Source organism: Pseudomonas svalbardensis (genome assembly GCF_030053115.1).
Lineage (GTDB): Bacteria > Pseudomonadota > Gammaproteobacteria > Pseudomonadales > Pseudomonadaceae > Aquipseudomonas > Aquipseudomonas svalbardensis.
Genome location: NZ_CP125619.1, coordinates 4,215,053 through 4,233,189 on the forward strand (window position 1 = coordinate 4,215,053; position 18,137 = coordinate 4,233,189).

Genomic DNA, 18,137 nt, shown 5'->3' on the forward strand with positions numbered 1-18,137 from the left:
ACCCTAGTCGCGAATCCTGCACACGGCCATTGACTGTTTCCCCATGCGCAAACTTCTGTATTTGACCTTCTCCATGGCATTGATTGCCGCCCTTACGACCTACGCCATGTGGGCCGCGGACCGTCCGGTGGGTCATTACCTGTCGGACCTGCGCATCAACCTCGCGGTCGACCAAGGCACACCCGCCGATCGCGGCAACTTGCTGGGCATCCAGCCCGAGCTGTTTCCCACCGACTATCAAAGCCCCGAGCGCTTGCACCGCAAGCTGGCGGCCTATTTGCAGAAGGCCCAGGACCAGGGCCTGCTGAACGAAAAAACCATCGTCGTCCTGCCCGAACATGTCGGCACCTGGTTGATGGTCAGCGGCGAGAAAGATGAGCTGTACCAGGCGACCACGCTCAAGGAAGCCATGAACTGGCTGGCGGTCAGTAACCCACTGAAGTTCGTCCGCGCACTGATCAGCGCCAAGGGCGAAAAACGTCTGGACGATGCGCACCTGCGCATGAAGGCCAAAGGCATGGCCAAGGACTACCAGGCGCTGTTTGGTGGTCTGGCGAAAGAATTCCACGTGACGTTGGTGGCGGGCTCCATCGTGCTACCCGACCCCAGCGTCATCGACGGCACCCTGAAAATCGGCCGCGGCGCGTTGTACAACAGCAGCGTGGTGTTCGGTCGCGATGGCCTGCCGATCGGCCAACCCCAGCGCCAGATGCACCCGATTTTCGCTGAACATGATGTCATCGCCGCCAATGGCGAGCATACGCTCAACGTCGTCGACACCCCGGCCGGACGCCTGGGCGTGCTGATCGGCAGCGACAGCTGGTACCCGGACAATTACCGCAAGCTCGACGACCAGGGTGCGCAGTTCGTCGCAGTCCCGGCGTTTGTGGTCGGGCGCGGCACCTGGGACAAACCGTGGCGCGGTTACAAGGGGCTGTCGACGCCTGGCTCGGTCAGTCTCAAGGCCGGCGAGCTCAGCGAAGGCCAGGCCTGGCATCGTCTGACACTTACCGCTCAACCGCCCAGCAGCCAGGCAATCGCCGGCATGAGCGTGTTCCTGCGCGGTCAGTTCTGGGATCAGGGCAGCGCCGGTCAAAGTTTTCTCAGCAGCAATGGGCAGCAGTTCGCCGACGGCAATGCACGTGGCGCGCGTTTGCTGAACCTCTGGTTGTAACCCATGAAACCGTTGCCGATGCGCCTCGGCGATCTGTCGGTGGGCTTTGTTCATAGCCTGGCCGACGCCGTGCGCAGCCACGGTGTAGACCCTCAGCCACTGCTCGAACAATACGGCCTCGACGCGGCTCGCCTGAGCGAAGCGAGCGCCCGGCTCTCGATCCCGCGCTACATGCGCCTGGGCCACAGCGCCATTCAACTGACCGACAACCCGGCACTTGGCTTGCGCATGGGTCAGCTCAGTCGCCTGAGCCAGGTCGGCCTGGCCGGGGTCACCGCCGCTCAGGCGCCAACGGTGCGAGAAGCCGCGCGGTGCCTGATTCGCTTCGAAGCCTTGTATGGCTCCAACTATCGCGGTCAATCGAGCTTTCACGAAGACGCACAAGGCGCCTGGCTGCGGTTTTATTCCATCAGCCCTTACAACGCCTACAACCGCTTCGTGGTGGATTCGATCATCGCGGGCTGGTTGCAGCAATTGTCCAGCATAAGCCCTGCCCGGTTGCGGGCCGAACGCATCGAGATCGAGTTCGAAGAGCCAAATTACCGCACGGCTTATGAAGTGCTGGGCGACTGCCCGATCCAGTTTGGCTGCGAGCACAATCAACTGCGCTTGAGCCTTGCCAGCCTCGCCCAGCGCAACCCGGAACACTGCCCGAGCACCTGGCGACACTTGCTGCAACTGTGTGAGCGGGAACTGGAGCAGCTGACACGTACCCGCAGCCTGCGTGAACGCATCACTCAGTTACTGGGGCCATTGCTCAATGGTGGCCGGGAACCCGACCTGGAAGAAGTGGCGGCACGCCTGAAGCTGCCGACCTGGACCTTGCGGCGCAAACTCGCCGAGGAAGGCACGCAGTTTCGCGCGATCCTCAATGACACGCGTCGCGACCTGGCCATGACCTACATCCGCGATACCGAACTGGCGTTCGGAGAAATCGCCTACCTGCTGGGCTTTGCCTCAGCCGAAGCCTTTCAACGGGCCTTCAAACGCTGGAGCGGCCAGACTCCCGGCGAGTTTCGCCGCAGTCATCGCCAATCCGCTTGACGCTTACAGCTCGGTAGCGTCTTCGGCCGGTTCCAGCGGGTCCAGTTCAAACGCCTGATACTCGAGCAGCTCTTCTTGATAATCGTCCATTTTGAATCCCCCACAGCTCGTTGAAAAAAACGCCTGAATAAATGACCAGCGCTCCGAGCATAAAGTGCCCACGTGAAAGAAAAATGACGCAGGCACGCCGCTCAGCAGCTACTTAATAAAACGTAGCAGGCCGTCAGGAATTTATCACAGGATTTTTTCGATACAGGCCGTAGGACAACGGGCTGGGTTGACGCGGATCAATTTAAAAGCGCCGCTGCGGGATCGGTGTCGTCTGACCTGATCCCGCAGCGTCAGAGTACGATTACTGTCCTGATACAGGAATGGCCGAAATAGGCTCGGTGGGTGGAGGCAGGCTTGATTGGGGCGGCGGAGTGACCGTTTCCGTGGTCGATGCCGGCTCGCCGTTCTCGGCCGGAGCAATCGGAGCGGCTTCAGGCGGCGGTGCAACCGGCTCAGAGGCTGCTGGAGCAGCTTCGGCAGGCGCCGGCGCAGGTTCTGCCGCAGGTGCCGGGGTCGGCACCAACGGAGCCGGTGCGGCCTTGGCTTCAGGCACGCCGAGATCAGGTTTCGGCTTCTCCTTGATGTGCGCGGCCTTTTTCGCTTCCGGCGGCAGGAACAACTCGACCAGGGTGAAGAAACGCTCGTAGAACTTGGGCGACGATACGGTTTCGCTGGCAACCTTGACCATCGAGTCGTCGGACGAGCCGATCGGCATCGACACAGAACCCAGCACGCCTACACCAACGCTGGCGGAGTTGTTGGTCTTCTTCAGCGCATAACGGTCCTGCAGGGCGTTGGCGAACATCGTCGCGTGGAGCCCCTCACTACCATCATCGGCACAGACCACACTGAAGCTGATCTCCAAGTGGCTCTCGCCGGTCTGCTGGAAGCTTTTGTGTCCGCTGACCAGTTTCGGGTCGGAGCTGGTGATGATGTAGCCTTGGCTGAGCAACGCCCGACGGGCGGCTTCGCACGTCTGCGCATCCGTCACCGGGTAGCTGCGCGAAAACGTTCCGGAGTCATCGAAATTCTCATGCTCATAGATAGGGGCTTTCTTCGACGAGCAGCCGGCAGCGGCGGCCAGCACCAATGCCAGCCCGGCAACACGCATGGGAAATGATTTAAACATTGAACATCCTGAGGAAAACGGTCCGGGGCGTATTGTGCAACAGATCGATGCTTAGCGGAGTATCGATTAGTGTCTTAAAACAGTTACAAGTGTACTGACTGTCATTTACAGGAAAAAGTCGCACGGTAAATACTCAGCCGACGGGTAACCCGCCCTGCATTTGTTTCGCCCATAAAAAACCCCAGCCTTTCGGCTGGGGTCTTTGTGTCGCGACAAGCTCAGTCAGGCATCAGAAGCGCTTGATCTCAGCCTCGCTTTCAAGCAGCTTGCGGTAAGCAGCAAAGTCTTGCTGGCCGATACGCGAGGCGAGGAAGCGACGGTATTGAGCCTTCTCTTCTTCGGTCGGCGCAGCCGCTTCGTTCACGCTGTTCAGACGCACAATCACCAGGCTACCATCGGCCAGGGTCACGCTGCTGAAGGTCGGCTTGTCCTTGGCGACAGGCTTGGGCATGCGGAACAGCGCCTGCAGCACGGTTGGGTCAACCCCTTCCTGGCCACGAGTAGCTGCCTGGGTCACTTTCCAGCTCTGACCGTCGATCGCCTTGTCCAGCGCAGTCTTGCCATCGCGCAGGCTGACAATCAGCTCTTCAGCCTTGGTCTTGGCGGCAGCACTGGCGTGCTCCTTGGCCAATTGCACGCGAATGCTGGCAGCCACGCTTTCCAGCGGTAGTTGCGCAGGCTTCAGGTGTTCCTTGGCGCGCAGCACGATCACGGTTTCCGGATCGAGCTCGATGGCGGTACTGTTGGCACCCTCATCCAGCACTTCAGGGCTGAACGCAGCAGTGACCACGGCACGGTTGGCCGCAACACCTTCGCCACCTTCACGGCCGAACGGTTTGGACGTATGAACAGTGAGCTTCAGGTCCTGCGCCGGCTGAGCCAGATCGGAGGCTTCGAACGACGAGTCTTCCAGTTGCTTGGTCGCCTCGACGAAACGCTGCTCGACCTGCTGGGTTTTCAGCTCACGGGTCAGCTTGTCTTTCAGGCTGGCGAGCGTCGGCACTTCAGGCGCTTCGACACCCAACAGCTTGATCAGGTGGAAACCGAAGTCGGTGCGAACCGGCGCCGAAACCTGATCCTTGGCCAACGCATACAGCGCTGTTTCGAAGGCTGGATCGTAGACACCAGGACCTGCGTATCCGAGGTCGCCGCCGTTGTTGGCCGAACCCGGGTCCTGGGAGAATTCCTTGGCCAGAGCCTCGAACTTCTCGCCTTTTGCCAGGCGTGCCTGGACCTCTTCGATCCTGGCCTTGGCTTGCGCTTCGGTCACCTTGTCGTTCACTTCGATCAGAATGTGCGCGGCCCGGCGTTGTTCAGACAGGTTCGCGGTTTCTTTCTGATACGCCGCTTGCAGGTCCTCGTCCTTGACGCTGACCTGATCAAAGAAGGAAGCCTTCTTCAACTCCAGGTAATCAATGACCACCTGATCCGGCGTCATGAATTCCTTGGCGTGTTCGTCGTAGTAGGCTTTGACTTCATCGTCGGCCAGCTTCACAGCCGCCGGGTCAGCCTTGACGTTCAGCGAAGCGAAATCGCGGGTCTGTTTTTCCAGACGGGCGAATGCCAGAACCTGTGCGTCGGTGACGAAACCGCTACCTGCCAGACCAGCGCGCAGCTGACCGATCAACATTTCCTGAGCCAGCATCTGGCGGAATTGCATGCGGCTGTAGCCGAGTTGGCGAATAACCTGGTCGAAACGCTCTGGGCTGAACTTGCCATCAACCTGGAATTCAGGTGTTTGAAGGATCACCTGGTCCAAAGCAGCTTCGGAAAAAGCGAACTTCGAATTTTCTGCGCCTTGCAGCAGCAACTTGCGGTCGATCAGGCCTTTGAGGGCCGATTCGCGCAGCATTTTTTCATCGAGCAAGGAAGCATCGAAATCCTTGCCAAGCTGTTGCATGAGCTGACGGCGTTGCATATCAACCGCCTGGCTCAGCTCGTTTTGACTGATTTCTTCACCATTGACCTTGGCCGCGTCCTGGCTGTTGGTCGTCGCCTGGAAAATGGCCTCGATACCGGTGAAAGCCATCAGTACAACGATGATCCCGATAATGGTCTTGGCAATCCAGCCTTGTGAATTGTCCCTGATATTCTGCAGCATGCGTCCCCCAGAAACGGTTGAACTTCAAAATTAGGCAACCGTGGAGCGTGGGTAGAATCCGGATAGAAGAAAGGCGCATCCGAGGATGCGCCTTCTCGTAACTGGCGGAGCGGACCGATGACTCGAACTTGCGAGCCTCGGCGTCTCGGATCGGCGACTCGCCGACTGGACTACCGCTCCGCTGCCAGGTCAGGCATGACCCCGACCCGGATAGGCAAAAACCTGAATCGAACTTAGTTAACAGCTTCTTTCAGCGCTTTACCGGCTTTGAAACCTGGTTTTTTAGCGGCTGCAATTTCCAGCGTCTTACCGGTCTGTGGGTTACGACCAATGCGAGCTGGACGATCGGTGACGGAGAAAGTACCGAAACCAACCAGAACAACAGAGTCGCCAGCCTTGAGAGCGCCAGTGACGGATTCGATTACAGCGTCCAGCGCACGGCCAGCAGCAGCTTTCGGGATATCAGCGGATGCAGCGATAGCATCAATCAGTTCCGACTTGTTCACTCTAAGTCCCCTTATATCTATTTGAGTATGATTCTAAGTTTTTTGGTGAAAGCAAAAACGAGTGCTGAATGGCCTACAGACACTTAAGAGCCGCTTTATAACAAGGGCTCTAAAAAGCTGTCAACAAGCCACCCAGGCAAATGCGTATTAATGCGTGCTAATTCTTTCCTTAGAGTCAGACTCGCGTTTTTCATCCTTTGCAACTATCTCTGGAGCTACATCTGGCAAGGGCTCCGGCGCGTATTGCAGCGCAATTTGCAGGACCTCGTCAATCCATTTAACCGGTTTAATCTGAAGATCTTGCTTGATATTGTCAGGAATTTCCTTCAGATCGCGTACGTTCTCTTCAGGAATGATCACGGTCTTGATTCCGCCGCGGTGAGCAGCGAGCAGTTTTTCTTTCAAACCGCCAATCGCCAGCACCTGACCACGCAGCGTAATTTCGCCAGTCATCGCAACGTCCGCACGCACAGGGATCCCGGTCAATGCCGACACCAGAGCCGTGCACATGCCCACCCCGGCACTAGGGCCGTCCTTCGGGGTCGCCCCTTCCGGCATATGGATGTGCGTGTCGCGCTTCTCATGGAAGTCCAGGGGAATCCCCAGGCTCTTCGCGCGACTGCGAACAACGGTCAGGGCCGCAGTGATCGATTCGACCATGACGTCACCCAAAGAACCGGTTTTGATCAACTGGCCTTTACCCGGCACGACTGCGGCTTCGATAGTCAGCAATTCGCCACCCACCTGAGTCCACGCCAGCCCGGTGACCTGACCGATCTGATCCTGCGATTCAGCCAGACCGTAACGGAATTTGCGCACGCCCAGGAAGTGTTCCAGCATCTCGGCAGTGACCTTCACCGAGAAGCGTTTTTCCATTGCATGCTCTTTGACCGCCTTGCGGCAAACCTTGGCAATCTGGCGCTCCAGCCCACGCACACCGGCTTCGCGAGTGTAGTAGCGGATGATGTCACGGATCGCTTCGGCGTCGAATTCCAGCTCGCCTTTTTTCAAACCGTTGGCAGTAATCTGCTTTGGTGAAAGGTATTTGACGGCGATGTTGATCTTTTCGTCTTCGGTGTAACCCGGCAGACGAATCACTTCCATCCGGTCCAGCAGGGCTGGTGGAATGTTCATGGAGTTCGAGGTGCAAAGGAACATCACATCGGACAGGTCGTAGTCGACTTCCAGATAGTGATCGTTGAAGTTGTGGTTCTGCTCAGGGTCGAGCACTTCCAGCAACGCCGACGCCGGATCGCCACGCATGTCGCTGCCCATTTTGTCGATTTCATCGAGCAGGAACAGCGGGTTGCGGACACCCACTTTTGTCATCTTTTGAATCAATCTTCCCGGCATCGAACCGATATAAGTACGGCGATGACCACGAATTTCCGCTTCATCACGCACACCACCGAGGGCCATGCGCACGAATTTGCGGTTGGTGGCGTGAGCAATCGACTCCGCCAGAGAGGTTTTACCCACCCCAGGAGGACCGACCAGGCACAACACCGGACCACGAATTTTCTTCACGCGTTTTTGCACGGCGAGATATTCGAGGATCCGTTCTTTGACTTCTTCCAGACCATAGTGGTCTGCATCGAGAATGTCTTCAGCGCGCGCCAGATCCAGACGCACTTTGCTCTGCGCCTTCCACGGCACCTGAACCAGCCAGTCAATATACGAGCGCACCACGGTCGCTTCCGCAGACATTGGCGACATTTGTTTTAACTTGTTCAGTTCGCCCTGGGCTTTGGCCAAGGCGTCTTTCGGCAGACCGGCGGCATCGATGCGTTTTTTCAGCTCTTCGATTTCGTTATGGCCTTCGTCGCTGTCGCCGAGCTCTTTCTGAATGGCCTTCATCTGCTCATTCAGGTAGTACTCGCGCTGGCTGCGCTCCATTTGTTTTTTGACGCGACCGCGAATGCGTTTTTCGACTTGCAGCAGGTCGATCTCGGCATCCAGCAACGCCAGAACGTGCTCGACCCGGGCCGACAAATCAATGATTTCGAGGATTTCCTGCTTCTGCTCGATCTTCAGGGCCATGTGTGCGGCCATGGTGTCGACCAGGCGGCCTGGTTCGTCGATGCTGTTGAGCGACGACAGGACTTCAGCCGGGACTTTCTTGCCCAACTGCACATATTGTTCGAACTGAGCCAGCAGGCTGCGTACGAACACTTCCGACTCGCGCTCTGGCGCGTCGACTTCGTCGATCAATGAGACTTCGGCACGGCAGTGGCCGTCCACTTCGCTGAAACGCTCAACGGCGCCCCGCTGCTCACCTTCGACCAAAACCTTGACCGTACCGTCCGGCAGCTTGAGCAGCTGTAGAACGGTAGCAATGGTACCTACGCGATAAAGTGCATCTTCACCGGGATCGTCGTCAGCAGGGTTTCTCTGAGCCAGCAGAAGGATCTGCTTGTCGCCCGTCATCGCTGCCTCGAGGGCTTCGATGGATTTCTCGCGCCCCACGAACAGCGGGATAACCATGTGCGGATAAACCACAACATCACGCAATGGCAGGAGAGGCAATTCGATGGTTGTCTTCATGATTTCGCCTCTACGGCGGCCATAAGGCCGTAAACAGATGGAAGTGAGCTTGAAACCAAGATGGGGGCTACCTTCAAAAAAAACAAGCTTAAAGAAGGTGTTAAAACGCGCAAAAAGCAAAGGGGCCCGAAGGCCCCTTCTTTATTCCAGCAGCGTGACGCTTAGGCGTCTGGCGCTGCCTTGGCAGCCGGCTCACTGTTTTCGTAGATATACAGTGGCTTGGACTTGCCTTCTATAACGCTTTCGTCGATCACCACTTTACTCACCTCGGACTGCGAGGGGATTTCATACATAGTGTCGAGCAATACACCTTCGAGAATCGAACGCAGTCCACGGGCACCGGTTTTGCGTTCCAGGGCACGTTTGGCGACCGATTTCAGAGCGTCGGCCCGGAATTCCAGGTCCACACCTTCCATCTCGAACAGCTTGGCATACTGTTTGGTCAGCGCATTTTTCGGCTCGGTGAGAATCTGCATCAGCGCAGCCTCATCAAGCTCGTCCAGCGTGGCAAGTACCGGCAGACGACCGACGAATTCCGGGATCAGACCGAACTTGACCAGATCGTCAGGCTCGACTTCACGCAGGGACTCACCGACTTTCTTGCCTTCTTCCTTGCTGCGCACTTCCGCGTTGAAACCGATGCCGCCCTTGGTGGAACGGTTTTGAATAACCTTTTCCAGACCGGAAAACGCACCACCGCAGATGAACAGGATGTTACGGGTGTCGACCTGAAGGAATTCCTGCTGCGGATGCTTGCGACCACCTTGAGGTGGAACGGAAGCGACCGTGCCTTCGATCAACTTGAGCAGGGCCTGCTGCACGCCTTCACCGGAAACGTCCCGGGTGATCGACGGGTTGTCAGATTTGCGCGAGATCTTGTCGATCTCATCGATGTAGACAATGCCCATTTGAGCCTTTTCTACATCGTAATCGCACTTCTGCAGCAGCTTCTGAATGATGTTTTCGACATCTTCACCCACGTAACCTGCCTCGGTGAGGGTGGTTGCGTCGGCGATGGTGAACGGAACGTTCAGCAAGCGGGCCAGTGTTTCGGCAAGCAGGGTTTTACCCGAGCCTGTCGGGCCGATCAGCAAGATGTTGCTCTTGCCGAGTTCGACATCGTCATTCTTTTTGTCACGCTGGTTCAGGCGCTTGTAGTGGTTGTACACCGCTACGGCCAGAACCTTTTTCGCACGCTCCTGACCAATCACGTACTGATCAAGGATGCCGCTGATTTCTTTAGGCGAAGGCAATTTATGCGCGCTGCTTTCGGCCTGGGCTTCCTGCACCTCCTCACGGATGATGTCATTGCACAGGTCGACGCACTCGTCGCAGATAAAGACCGAGGGGCCGGCAATCAATTTGCGCACTTCATGCTGGCTTTTGCCACAGAAGGAGCAATAGAGCAGCTTGCCGTTGTCCTCGCCGTTGCGGGTGTCAGTCATTCGTTCGATCCAAATCCGATAGGCTTGCAACACAAGATGAAGGCTATTGCGGGCTTTTTCAAGCCCGCTAGTGATCGGACGCGCCGACCAACCCTATTTTGAGCTGCTTATTTTAAGCGGGGCGCTGGCTGATCACTTCATCGATCAACCCGTATTCACGCGCTGCTTCTGCACTCATGAAATTATCGCGGTTGGTATCGCGCTCGATTTCTTCAAGAGTGTGCCCGCTATGCTTGGCCATCAGCGTGTTGAGACGCTCACGAATGAAGAGGATTTCCTTGGCATGGATTTCGATATCCGAAGCCTGGCCCTGGAAACCGCCCAGAGGCTGGTGAATCATCACACGCGAGTTCGGCAGGCAGTAACGCTTGCCAGGGGCACCGGCCGTCAATAGAAACGCACCCATGCTGCACGCTTGACCGATACAGGTGGTCGACACGTTTGGCTTGATGAACTGCATGGTGTCATAGATCGACATGCCCGCCGTCACCGAACCGCCCGGGGAGTTGATATAGAGATGGATGTCCTTGTCCGGGTTTTCCGCTTCAAGGAACAGCAGTTGCGCACAGATCAGGTTGGCCATGTAGTCCTCTACCGGACCAACCAGAAAGATCACTCGCTCCTTGAGAAGGCGCGAGTAGATGTCATAGGCGCGCTCGCCACGAGCAGACTGCTCGACAACCATCGGGACCAGGCCGCCTGCGGCCTGGATATCAGAGTTCTGCTGAATATACGAATTACGGAACATGCTCTGCAGTCACTCCCAAATAGTTATGTCTTGAATACGCATAAGCCAGCACGAAGGCTGGCTTATGGTGTGTACTTCTTACCGCAAAAACGATCAGTCGGCTTGTGGAGCTTCTACCGGCTTGACTGCTTCTTCGTAAGAGACCGATTTGTCGGTCACGCTAGCTTTCTGCAGAACAGTATCCACAACTTGTTCTTCCAGCACAACCGAACGGACTTCGTTCAGTTGCTGGTCGTTCTTGTAGTACCAAGACACAACCTGCTCAGGCTCCTGGTAAGCCGAAGCCATTTCCTGAATCATTTCACGAACGCGGGCTTCGTCAGGCTTGAGGTCGAATTGCTTGACCACTTCAGCCACGATCAGACCCAGCACAACGCGGCGCTTGGCTTGCTCTTCGAACAGCTCGGCCGGCAGTTGCTCAGGCTTGATGTTGCCACCGAACTGCTGAACAGCCTGCACGCGCAGACGGTCAACTTCGTTGGACAGCAGAGCCTTAGGCACTTCGATCGGGTTGGTGGCCAGCAGACCGTCCATTACCTGATTCTTGACCTTGGATTTGATCGCCTGACGCAGTTCACGCTCCATGTTCTTGCGAACTTCGGTGCGGAAGCCTTCCAGACCCGTTTCCTTGATGCCGAATTGAGCGAAGAATTCTTCGGTCAGTTCTGGCAGTTTTGGCTCGGAAACAGTGTTCACGGTCACGGTGAACTCAGCGGTTTTGCCTGCCAGGTCGAGGTTCTGATAGTCCTCTGGGAAGGTCAGGTTCAGAACGCGCTCTTCGCCGGCTTTAGCGCCAACCAGACCATCTTCAAAACCAGGAATCATGCGGCCGGAACCCAGAACCAGCTGAGTACCTTTGGCGGAACCGCCAGCGAACACTTCACCGTCGACCTTGCCAACGAAATCGATGTTCAGTTGGTCTTCGTTTTGAGCAGCGCGATCGGCCACTTCGAAACGGGTGTTCTGCTTGCGCAGCACTTCCAGCATTTTGTCCAGATCGGCATCAGCCACGTCAGCGCTCAGGCGCTCAACCGCGATACCTTCGAAACCGGCAACGGTGAACTCAGGGAACACTTCGAAAATCGCGACGTATTCCAGGTCTTTGCCGGCTTCCAGCGATTTCGGCTCGATCGAAGGAGCGCCAGCCGGGTTCAGCTTTTGCTCAACAACAGCTTCGTAGAAAGAAGACTGGATCACGTCGCCAACCGCTTCCTGACGTGCATCAGCACCAAAACGGCGCTTGATTTCACTCATTGGCACTTTGCCTGGACGGAAGCCAGCAATCTTGGCCTTTTGGGCAGTCTGCTGCAGACGCTTGTTGACCTGGCTCTCAATACGCTCAGCCGGCACGGTGATGCTCATGCGGCGCTCAAGAGCAGAAGTATTTTCAACAGAAACTTGCATGGATATTCCTCGTTGCACAGACGTTAGCCGGCCGTTTCCGACCCCAGAATCAAGGGCATGCATTCTAGTGGGTCAAACTCAAGAAGTCACCCTACTGAAAACGGGTAAAAAAGCAGCAGGCAATTTATAGGCGGGGACAAACGGTTGTGCCTCGCCCTGTTAGCAAATACAGCCAATCATGCCAGGGCTCTGCACCAATCCTTCTATATATATAAGTCATCGGCAATCCATCCCTGACCGTCGACCCCACGAGGGGACCAACGGGCGAGCCAGCATCATCGAGAAACATAAATCCGACGATCCGAGCCACCCTCTCGACCCAGAACCTGCGGCCGCTTTGAAAATTCAGACTTCTAAAACAAAAACGGCGCAGCCCTTTTCAGGTGCTGCGCCGTTTTCTGCTATTAAATAGCTACTTGTAATGGTGCGGACGGAGAGACTCGAACTCTCACACCTTGCGGCGCTGGAACCTAAATCCAGTGTGTCTACCAATTCCACCACATCCGCATCAAGCTTTTAAAGCAAAGGCGCCAGACTGTTAATCTGGCGCCTTTCTAAATATGGGGTGGACGAAGGGGATCGAACCCTCGACAACGGGAGTCACAATCCCGTGCTCTACCAACTGAGCTACGCCCACCATATTGCCATGTTGCGTTACTTGTGCCAAAGCTGCCTAATGGCGCACCCGGCAGGACTCGAACCTGCGACCATCCGCTTAGAAGGCGGATGCTCTATCCAGCTGAGCTACGGGCGCCTTGTTAATCTGTATTCTTGGACGATTACAAACTAAGTGCTTTCAGTCTCGCCGAATTAAACATCAACTCTGCTCGACCTTCTTAACCAGTGCTAGGCTGTGCCCGACAAGTGCGACGAATGTTATAGGTGACCCTGAAGGTCGTCAACTCTTTTTTAAAAAAAATTCATTTAATTAAAGGGGTTAGGGGAATTTGCAGACCAAGCGCCTTTGCCCTCACCTCATGACATGCGAGAATGCGTTCTCTTTTTTTCCCCTCTCGATGGTTAATCACGCGCAATGACTGCACAACTAATCGACGGCAAATCGATCGCCGCCAGCCTGCGCCAGCAGATCGCCAAACGCGTCAACGAGCGTCGCCAGCAAGGTCTGCGCACGCCCGGTCTCGCGGTGATCCTGGTCGGCAGCGATCCCGCCTCTCAGGTTTATGTCTCGCACAAGCGTAAAGACTGTGAAGAGGTCGGCTTCATTTCCCAAGCCTACGACCTGCCTTCCGAAACCACTCAAGAAGCGCTGACCGATCTGATCGATCGCCTGAACGACGACCCGGCGATTGATGGCGTTCTGCTTCAGCTTCCTTTACCTGAACACCTGGACGCCTCCAAATTGCTGGAACGCATTCGTCCAGACAAGGATGTCGACGGTTTCCACCCTTATAACGTCGGCCGCCTCGCCCAGCGTATTCCGCTGCTGCGTCCGTGCACCCCTAAAGGCATCATGACGTTGCTGGAAAGCACCGGTGTCGATCTCTACGGGATGGACGCAGTGGTTGTCGGGGCCTCCAACATTGTTGGCCGCCCGATGGCGATGGAATTACTGCTGGCCGGCTGCACCGTGACCGTCACCCACCGCTTCACCAAGGATCTGGCAGGCCACGTCGGTCGCGCCGATCTGGTGGTGGTCGCCGCCGGCAAGCCGGGGCTGGTAAAGGGTGAGTGGATCAAGGAAGGCGCGATCGTGATCGACGTCGGCATCAACCGCCAGGAAGACGGCAAACTGGTCGGTGACGTGATCTACGACACCGCCCTGCCCCGCGCCGGCTGGATCACTCCAGTGCCGGGTGGTGTTGGCCCGATGACCCGTGCTTGCCTGCTGGAAAACACGCTGTACGCAGCCGAAACACTGCACAGCTGATTCCACCGGTTACGCCAAACACACAAATAACCCCGCCGCTGGTGGGGTTTCTTGTTTTCAGCCATGGAACAAGTAATACCCCTGGAGGACTGCCAGACAGGGCAACGGCGAAAACCTTAAGTCGTCCTAGACTGATTATCGAAACACCCCATAAACCGTAGACGCGAATCGGGAAGTACGCGCGACGCTGAAAAGGCATCATTTATGAACCCCCCCGGCCTGACTCAACATCGCTTTTTCGTTTTCACTGGAAAACTCGCTGGTCTGATTTACAGCCTCTTCTGTTACCTGTGTTTTCTGCTCACCGCGCTTTACCTGACGGGTTTTCTCTCAGGCATCGGAGTGCCCAAAGACATTAACTCCGGCTCCAGCCTCGACTGGCCCGTGGCTGCCCTCGTCGACACCCTGCTGATTACGCTGTTTGCCGTACAGCACAGCGGCATGGCGCGAAAACGCTTCAAGCGCTGGTGGACCCGGTTCGTCCCACCCCCCATCGAGCGCGCGACCTACGTATTGTCGACGTGCCTGCCGCTGGCGCTACTGTTCTGGCTATGGCAACCCATGGAAACGTCCATCTGGCGCGTAACGTCTGTATGGGGCCACGGATTAATCATGGCTTTATTCTGGCTGGGCCTGGGCCTGGTCGTGCTCGCGACGTTCCTGATCAGCCATTTCGAACTGTTCGGCATAAAGCAGGCACTCAACGCCTTTTACCCCGCCAGACCCGAGAACCCCGCCTTTAAAACCCCTTTACTCTACAAGCTGGTTCGCCACCCGATGTACTTGGGGTTTGTGATGGTGTTCTGGGCGACACCCGACATGACAGCCGGACATCTACTGTTTGCGCTGTTCAACACTCTCTACATCCTGATTGGGGTGCATTTTGAAGAGAAAGATCTGGTGGATCTGTTTGGGGAACAATACCGACGCTATCAGCAAAACGTCGCAATGCTGGTGCCTCTGACCAAACGCAAACCCGACCCACGGCGCAACGATCAAAAGTAAGTCAATCCTGCGCCTGCTCACCAAGGGCAGGCATCTAAAACATTAAATTTTTTTTCATATAATGCTCTCGCCATACGGGCGCCTAGCGCTTTCGTGGCTCATACTTCTAAAATGCGTCGGTTTTAAAGAAACAACCCGTTACAGAACGGCTTATCCACACCTAACGAGTCTGCCAGCGTGAAAATCCGTCTTTCCATCCTGAGCCTATTTTTTGCATTTACAGGGACGTTCATCACGCCAATGGCCAACGCCGCCGAAACGATCTCGGCGCCCCGCGACACCTCACAACTCAAGATCGCGTCCGGCAGCGCATTGCTGCTGGATATGCAGACCAACAAAGTCATCTATGCCAGCAACCCTGACGTGGTAATGCCGATCGCTTCCGTCAGCAAACTGATGGCTGGCCTGATCGTCGTCGAAGCCAATCAGAACATGGACGAATACCTTTCCATCAACATCAGTGACACGCCGGAAATGAAAGGCGTGTTTTCCCGAGTCAAACTCAAAAGCGAATTGCCGCGCCGGGAAATGCTGCTGATTGCCCTGATGTCCTCGGAAAACCGGGCTGCCGCGAGCCTTGCCCATCACTACCGTGGCGGCTATGTCGCGTTCATTGCAGCGATGAATGCCAAAGCCAAGGCACTGGGCATGACCAGCACCCACTTCGTCGAGCCGACCGGTCTCTCCCCTCGCAACGTGTCCACCGCCCGCGACCTGAGCAAACTGTTGATCGCCGCGCACAAGTATCCACTTTTGACTGAGCTGAGCACGACCAAGGAAAAAACCGTCTCGTTCCGCAAACCCAACTACAGCCTGGGTTTCCGTAATACCGACCATCTGGTCAGAAAGCCGAACTGGGACATCAAACTGACGAAAACCGGATTCACCAATGAGGCCGGTCACTGCCTGGTGCTGGTCACCAGCATGGGTAATCGCCAGGTTGCGCTGGTGATTCTTGATGCTTTCGGCAAGTACACGCACTTTGCCGATGCCAGTCGCATTCGCAGCTGGGTGGAAACCGGCAAGGGCACGAACGTGCCATCTGTAGCCTTGCAGTACAAATCCGACAAGAACCTCAAGCATCGTCAGAGCGGCGTGGTTGAAGCGTCGAAATAAGTAAATGACAGGTAAAGGAAAGCCCCGACTATTCGGGCAATGCTGTTCACTTAAGCGGAGCAGCCTTGCGGTTAACCGGATACCGGGTTTTTGACATCTTCACCGCCCTAGGCCTCGCAGGCCTGGGGCGTTTTGCTATGAAGAGCACACCAATGCTGCCGCGAAGCTCGTCCAGGCGTCTTGGCGTGTGTGAGGGCGAGACCGCTCCGGCCATGACCACCAGATGGCTGGCGATGTGCTGACAGGCAAACTTGAAACTCACCTCGCTGGGAGCCCGCTTATGAGCTACAGCCGCCTGACTGGCTTCTCGACGCACTACGTTATAAGCCAGTAACAGCCCCCATAATTCTTGATACACCAGGTCTACAGTCTTGCTGCGAAGGGTCAAGGCATTGTCTTGCATTGAGCTTTTGATATCCCTGAAACCCAGTTCGATTTCCCATCGCTCGTGATAAAGGGTGGCGACCTGCTCAGCGCTAAAGTGCGAGGCTGGCAGGGAGGTGAAGACGGTTTTTTCTTTCCCGGCGACCTCGTAGGTGACCGCCCGTACTTGCCAGTACTCAGGCAACAGTGGGTTCTTTTTACGCGCTTGCTGCGAGACCTTCATCTGGACTAGGTAATCACCATCGCCGTAGTGTTCAATTTCCGTGCGAACAGTACCCTTACGCTCCGGGATCATCCAATGCCGGTTTTTTTCAGTACTTTGGATACTCAACAATAGGTCCGCACTGAAAAACCCTTTGTCCAGCAGGGTCACTGAGTGGTTGGGTATGCTCTCGATGAAGTCCTTGGCCAGCGGGATCTCCCCTTTGCGGTAAGGGCTGATGGCCGCGTTGGCGATGATATGAGAACGGGCGTTCATCAACGCAACAAGGCGCAGCACCGGATAAGGGGTTTGACGATCGGAGGAGGTATTGCCGGAGCCAAAATGGTCCCGCAATGACGACGTTTCCGGGGTTCGAAACAAGGCACCGTCGACGGCAAAGACTTGAAGACCGTGCCAGTCATCTTGCGGGTAGCGCTCGTATCCCCAGACATTGGCGCACTGTTGAAATAACCAAGCGACAGGCTGATTCCCCAGACGCTGGCGCGCCTGCGACAACCCGCTTTTGGCTAACAGCACCTCATTAGCAAGACCGTCGGCACAAATATTCAGTCGGCGAGCGACCTCGACTATTGGCTCACCTCTGAAAAGTGCCATCCCGACTACCAGCCAAAGGACTATGTCCGAAGGCAAGCGCCGACGTCGGATCGTGGCTTTATCCGCCAGAGCGGCCGCTGCGGTGATCCAATCATGAGGAATATGATCGGTGAACACCTCAAGGCGAGAGAGCGGTTGCTTAGCAAAATCCAAAACCGCGCTTAAATCCTGAGCAACAGACATAAAAAATCCGGAATCCTTATCAGATTCCGGATTTTCCGGCTGCCTGAGGATTAGTCAACAATCCTTAAGTGAACAGCATTGCGACTATTCGGGGCTTTTTTTCGTCCAGCGTTAATCATTGGGCAACGGCATCTGGTCGTCATTTGGAATGCCGTCCCCGGCACTCGGATCTCTCGTGCCGTGAGGATGTTCCGTTGGCACTACCATCGGACGCGCCAAGGGATCCCTTAACGGATCGTTCGGATCCATCACGGGGTCGATGTCTTTTTCGGGGGTAGTTGGAACGCTGTCCGGACGTTTGTCGTTGAAACTCGAATCGGTAGACATACGCACCTCACTCAGGCTCAGGGTTTTAGATCGGCGAGTGGATCGTAAGGCTTCGCGGGAGCCTTGGAATTGTCGCCCGGCTTCACATCCCTGGGCGCCTTGGCAGGTCCGATGGGGTCGACCTGAGGATCGGCGAGGTCCGGCGAATCGGGATCGAAGCCCAACTCATCACCCGAAGAATGCTCAGACGAGTGCGGGCCGACGGGGGTAGTGGAATGTGCCATGGGCACCTCCTTTGAGTCTGGCCCGGAGAAATCCAGGCCCTACTTCG

General features: G+C 56.2%; 15 protein-coding genes and 3 tRNA genes. 5 read left to right on the plus strand and 13 right to left on the minus strand.

The genetic code is table 11. The annotated features are described in order from the left end of the window. Positions 1–43 precede the first annotated feature (43 nt). Entirely contained in the window at positions 44–1,174 is a 1,131-nt protein-coding gene (locus tag QFX16_RS19480) for a carbon-nitrogen hydrolase family protein (protein WP_283180969.1), read from the plus strand. A 3-nt stretch (positions 1,175–1,177) separates the two neighbouring features. After that, a complete protein-coding gene (locus tag QFX16_RS19485) occupies positions 1,178–2,218 on the plus strand; it encodes an AraC family transcriptional regulator (protein WP_283180970.1) in 1,041 nt (346 codons plus the stop codon). 352 nt (positions 2,219–2,570) lie between these two features. Here QFX16_RS19485 and QFX16_RS19490 read toward each other — a convergent pair whose 3' ends face one another. The 10 genes from QFX16_RS19490 to QFX16_RS19535 form a co-directional block, all read right to left on the minus strand. Further along, entirely contained in the window at positions 2,571–3,398 is an 828-nt protein-coding gene (locus tag QFX16_RS19490) for a DUF2242 domain-containing protein (protein ID WP_283180971.1), read from the minus strand. Positions 3,399–3,627: 229 nt separating this feature from the next. After that, positions 3,628–5,499 (minus strand): SurA N-terminal domain-containing protein, encoded by a 1,872-nt coding sequence (locus QFX16_RS19495; protein ID WP_283180972.1) that lies wholly within the window; start codon positions 5,497–5,499, stop codon positions 3,628–3,630. A gap of 233 nt (positions 5,500–5,732) precedes the next feature. Then, complete coding sequence (locus QFX16_RS19500; RefSeq protein ID WP_002552737.1) at positions 5,733–6,005, minus strand: HU family DNA-binding protein; 273 nt, start codon at positions 6,003–6,005, stop codon at positions 5,733–5,735. A 147-nt stretch (positions 6,006–6,152) separates the two neighbouring features. After that, the gene (gene lon, locus QFX16_RS19505; protein ID WP_027926069.1) at positions 6,153–8,549 is read right to left on the minus strand and encodes an endopeptidase La; all 2,397 of its coding nucleotides are present in this window, start codon (positions 8,547–8,549) and stop codon (positions 6,153–6,155) included. Positions 8,550–8,710: 161 nt separating this feature from the next. Further along, a complete protein-coding gene (clpX, locus tag QFX16_RS19510) occupies positions 8,711–9,994 on the minus strand; it encodes an ATP-dependent Clp protease ATP-binding subunit ClpX (RefSeq protein ID WP_007946893.1) in 1,284 nt (427 codons plus the stop codon). 112 nt (positions 9,995–10,106) lie between these two features. After that, positions 10,107–10,742, minus strand: a complete 636-nt coding sequence (gene clpP / locus QFX16_RS19515) for an ATP-dependent Clp endopeptidase proteolytic subunit ClpP (protein WP_046047575.1) — start codon at positions 10,740–10,742, stop codon at positions 10,107–10,109. Positions 10,743–10,835: 93 nt separating this feature from the next. Then, positions 10,836–12,146, minus strand: a complete 1,311-nt coding sequence (tig, locus tag QFX16_RS19520) for a trigger factor (protein WP_283180973.1) — start codon at positions 12,144–12,146, stop codon at positions 10,836–10,838. 422 nt (positions 12,147–12,568) lie between these two features. After that, positions 12,569–12,653, minus strand: a tRNA-Leu gene (locus QFX16_RS19525). Between the two features lie 54 nt (positions 12,654–12,707). Then, positions 12,708–12,783: transfer RNA gene (locus QFX16_RS19530), tRNA-His, on the minus strand. Between the two features lie 40 nt (positions 12,784–12,823). Further along, positions 12,824–12,900: transfer RNA gene (locus QFX16_RS19535), tRNA-Arg, on the minus strand. 279 nt (positions 12,901–13,179) lie between these two features. Between QFX16_RS19535 and folD the strand changes: the two genes are divergently transcribed. The 3 genes from folD (at position 13,180) to pbpG (ending at position 16,155) form a co-directional block, all read left to right on the plus strand. Next, positions 13,180–14,034, plus strand: a complete 855-nt coding sequence (gene folD, locus QFX16_RS19540) for a bifunctional methylenetetrahydrofolate dehydrogenase/methenyltetrahydrofolate cyclohydrolase FolD (RefSeq protein WP_008148421.1) — start codon at positions 13,180–13,182, stop codon at positions 14,032–14,034. A 204-nt stretch (positions 14,035–14,238) separates the two neighbouring features. Continuing rightward, entirely contained in the window at positions 14,239–15,039 is an 801-nt protein-coding gene (mddA, locus tag QFX16_RS19545; RefSeq protein ID WP_283180974.1) for a methanethiol S-methyltransferase, read from the plus strand. 177 nt (positions 15,040–15,216) lie between these two features. After that, positions 15,217–16,155, plus strand: a complete 939-nt coding sequence (pbpG, locus tag QFX16_RS19550; RefSeq protein WP_283180975.1) for a D-alanyl-D-alanine endopeptidase — start codon at positions 15,217–15,219, stop codon at positions 16,153–16,155. A 46-nt stretch (positions 16,156–16,201) separates the two neighbouring features. Here the strand turns inward: pbpG and QFX16_RS19555 are convergent, their stop codons facing one another. The 3 genes from QFX16_RS19555 to QFX16_RS19565 all read right to left on the minus strand — a co-directional run bounded on the left by QFX16_RS19555 (position 16,202) and on the right by QFX16_RS19565 (position 18,090). Next, positions 16,202–17,539 carry an IS4 family transposase gene (locus QFX16_RS19555; RefSeq protein ID WP_283180397.1) on the minus strand — a complete coding sequence of 446 codons (1,338 nt, stop codon included), beginning with the start codon at positions 17,537–17,539 and terminating at the stop codon, positions 16,202–16,204. Positions 17,540–17,650: 111 nt separating this feature from the next. Then, positions 17,651–17,866 (minus strand): hypothetical protein, encoded by a 216-nt coding sequence (locus QFX16_RS19560; RefSeq protein ID WP_283180976.1) that lies wholly within the window; start codon positions 17,864–17,866, stop codon positions 17,651–17,653. Between the two features lie 17 nt (positions 17,867–17,883). After that, positions 17,884–18,090 carry a DUF6021 family protein gene (locus QFX16_RS19565; RefSeq protein WP_283180977.1) on the minus strand — a complete coding sequence of 69 codons (207 nt, stop codon included), beginning with the start codon at positions 18,088–18,090 and terminating at the stop codon, positions 17,884–17,886. Between the last annotated feature and the right edge of the window lie 47 nt (positions 18,091–18,137).

Excerpts from the sequence above, each read along its gene's own strand:
- clpX (WP_007946893.1), bottom strand. The coding sequence starts at position 9,994 with ATGACTGACACCCGCAACGGCGAGGACAACGGCAAGCTGCTCTATTGC.
- QFX16_RS19485 (WP_283180970.1), top strand. The coding sequence starts at position 1,178 with ATGAAACCGTTGCCGATGCGCCTCGGCGATCTGTCGGTGGGCTTTGTT.
- lon (WP_027926069.1), bottom strand. The coding sequence starts at position 8,549 with ATGAAGACAACCATCGAATTGCCTCTCCTGCCATTGCGTGATGTTGTG.
- tig (WP_283180973.1), bottom strand. The coding sequence starts at position 12,146 with ATGCAAGTTTCTGTTGAAAATACTTCTGCTCTTGAGCGCCGCATGAGC.
- QFX16_RS19560 (WP_283180976.1), bottom strand. The coding sequence starts at position 17,866 with ATGTCTACCGATTCGAGTTTCAACGACAAACGTCCGGACAGCGTTCCA.
- QFX16_RS19565 (WP_283180977.1), bottom strand. The coding sequence starts at position 18,090 with ATGGCACATTCCACTACCCCCGTCGGCCCGCACTCGTCTGAGCATTCT.
- QFX16_RS19555 (WP_283180397.1), bottom strand. The coding sequence starts at position 17,539 with ATGTCTGTTGCTCAGGATTTAAGCGCGGTTTTGGATTTTGCTAAGCAA.
- QFX16_RS19490 (WP_283180971.1), bottom strand. The coding sequence starts at position 3,398 with ATGTTTAAATCATTTCCCATGCGTGTTGCCGGGCTGGCATTGGTGCTG.
- clpP (WP_046047575.1), bottom strand. The coding sequence starts at position 10,742 with ATGTTCCGTAATTCGTATATTCAGCAGAACTCTGATATCCAGGCCGCA.
- mddA (WP_283180974.1), top strand. The coding sequence starts at position 14,239 with ATGAACCCCCCCGGCCTGACTCAACATCGCTTTTTCGTTTTCACTGGA.
- QFX16_RS19480 (WP_283180969.1), top strand. The coding sequence starts at position 44 with ATGCGCAAACTTCTGTATTTGACCTTCTCCATGGCATTGATTGCCGCC.
- QFX16_RS19495 (WP_283180972.1), bottom strand. The coding sequence starts at position 5,499 with ATGCTGCAGAATATCAGGGACAATTCACAAGGCTGGATTGCCAAGACC.
- folD (WP_008148421.1), top strand. The coding sequence starts at position 13,180 with ATGACTGCACAACTAATCGACGGCAAATCGATCGCCGCCAGCCTGCGC.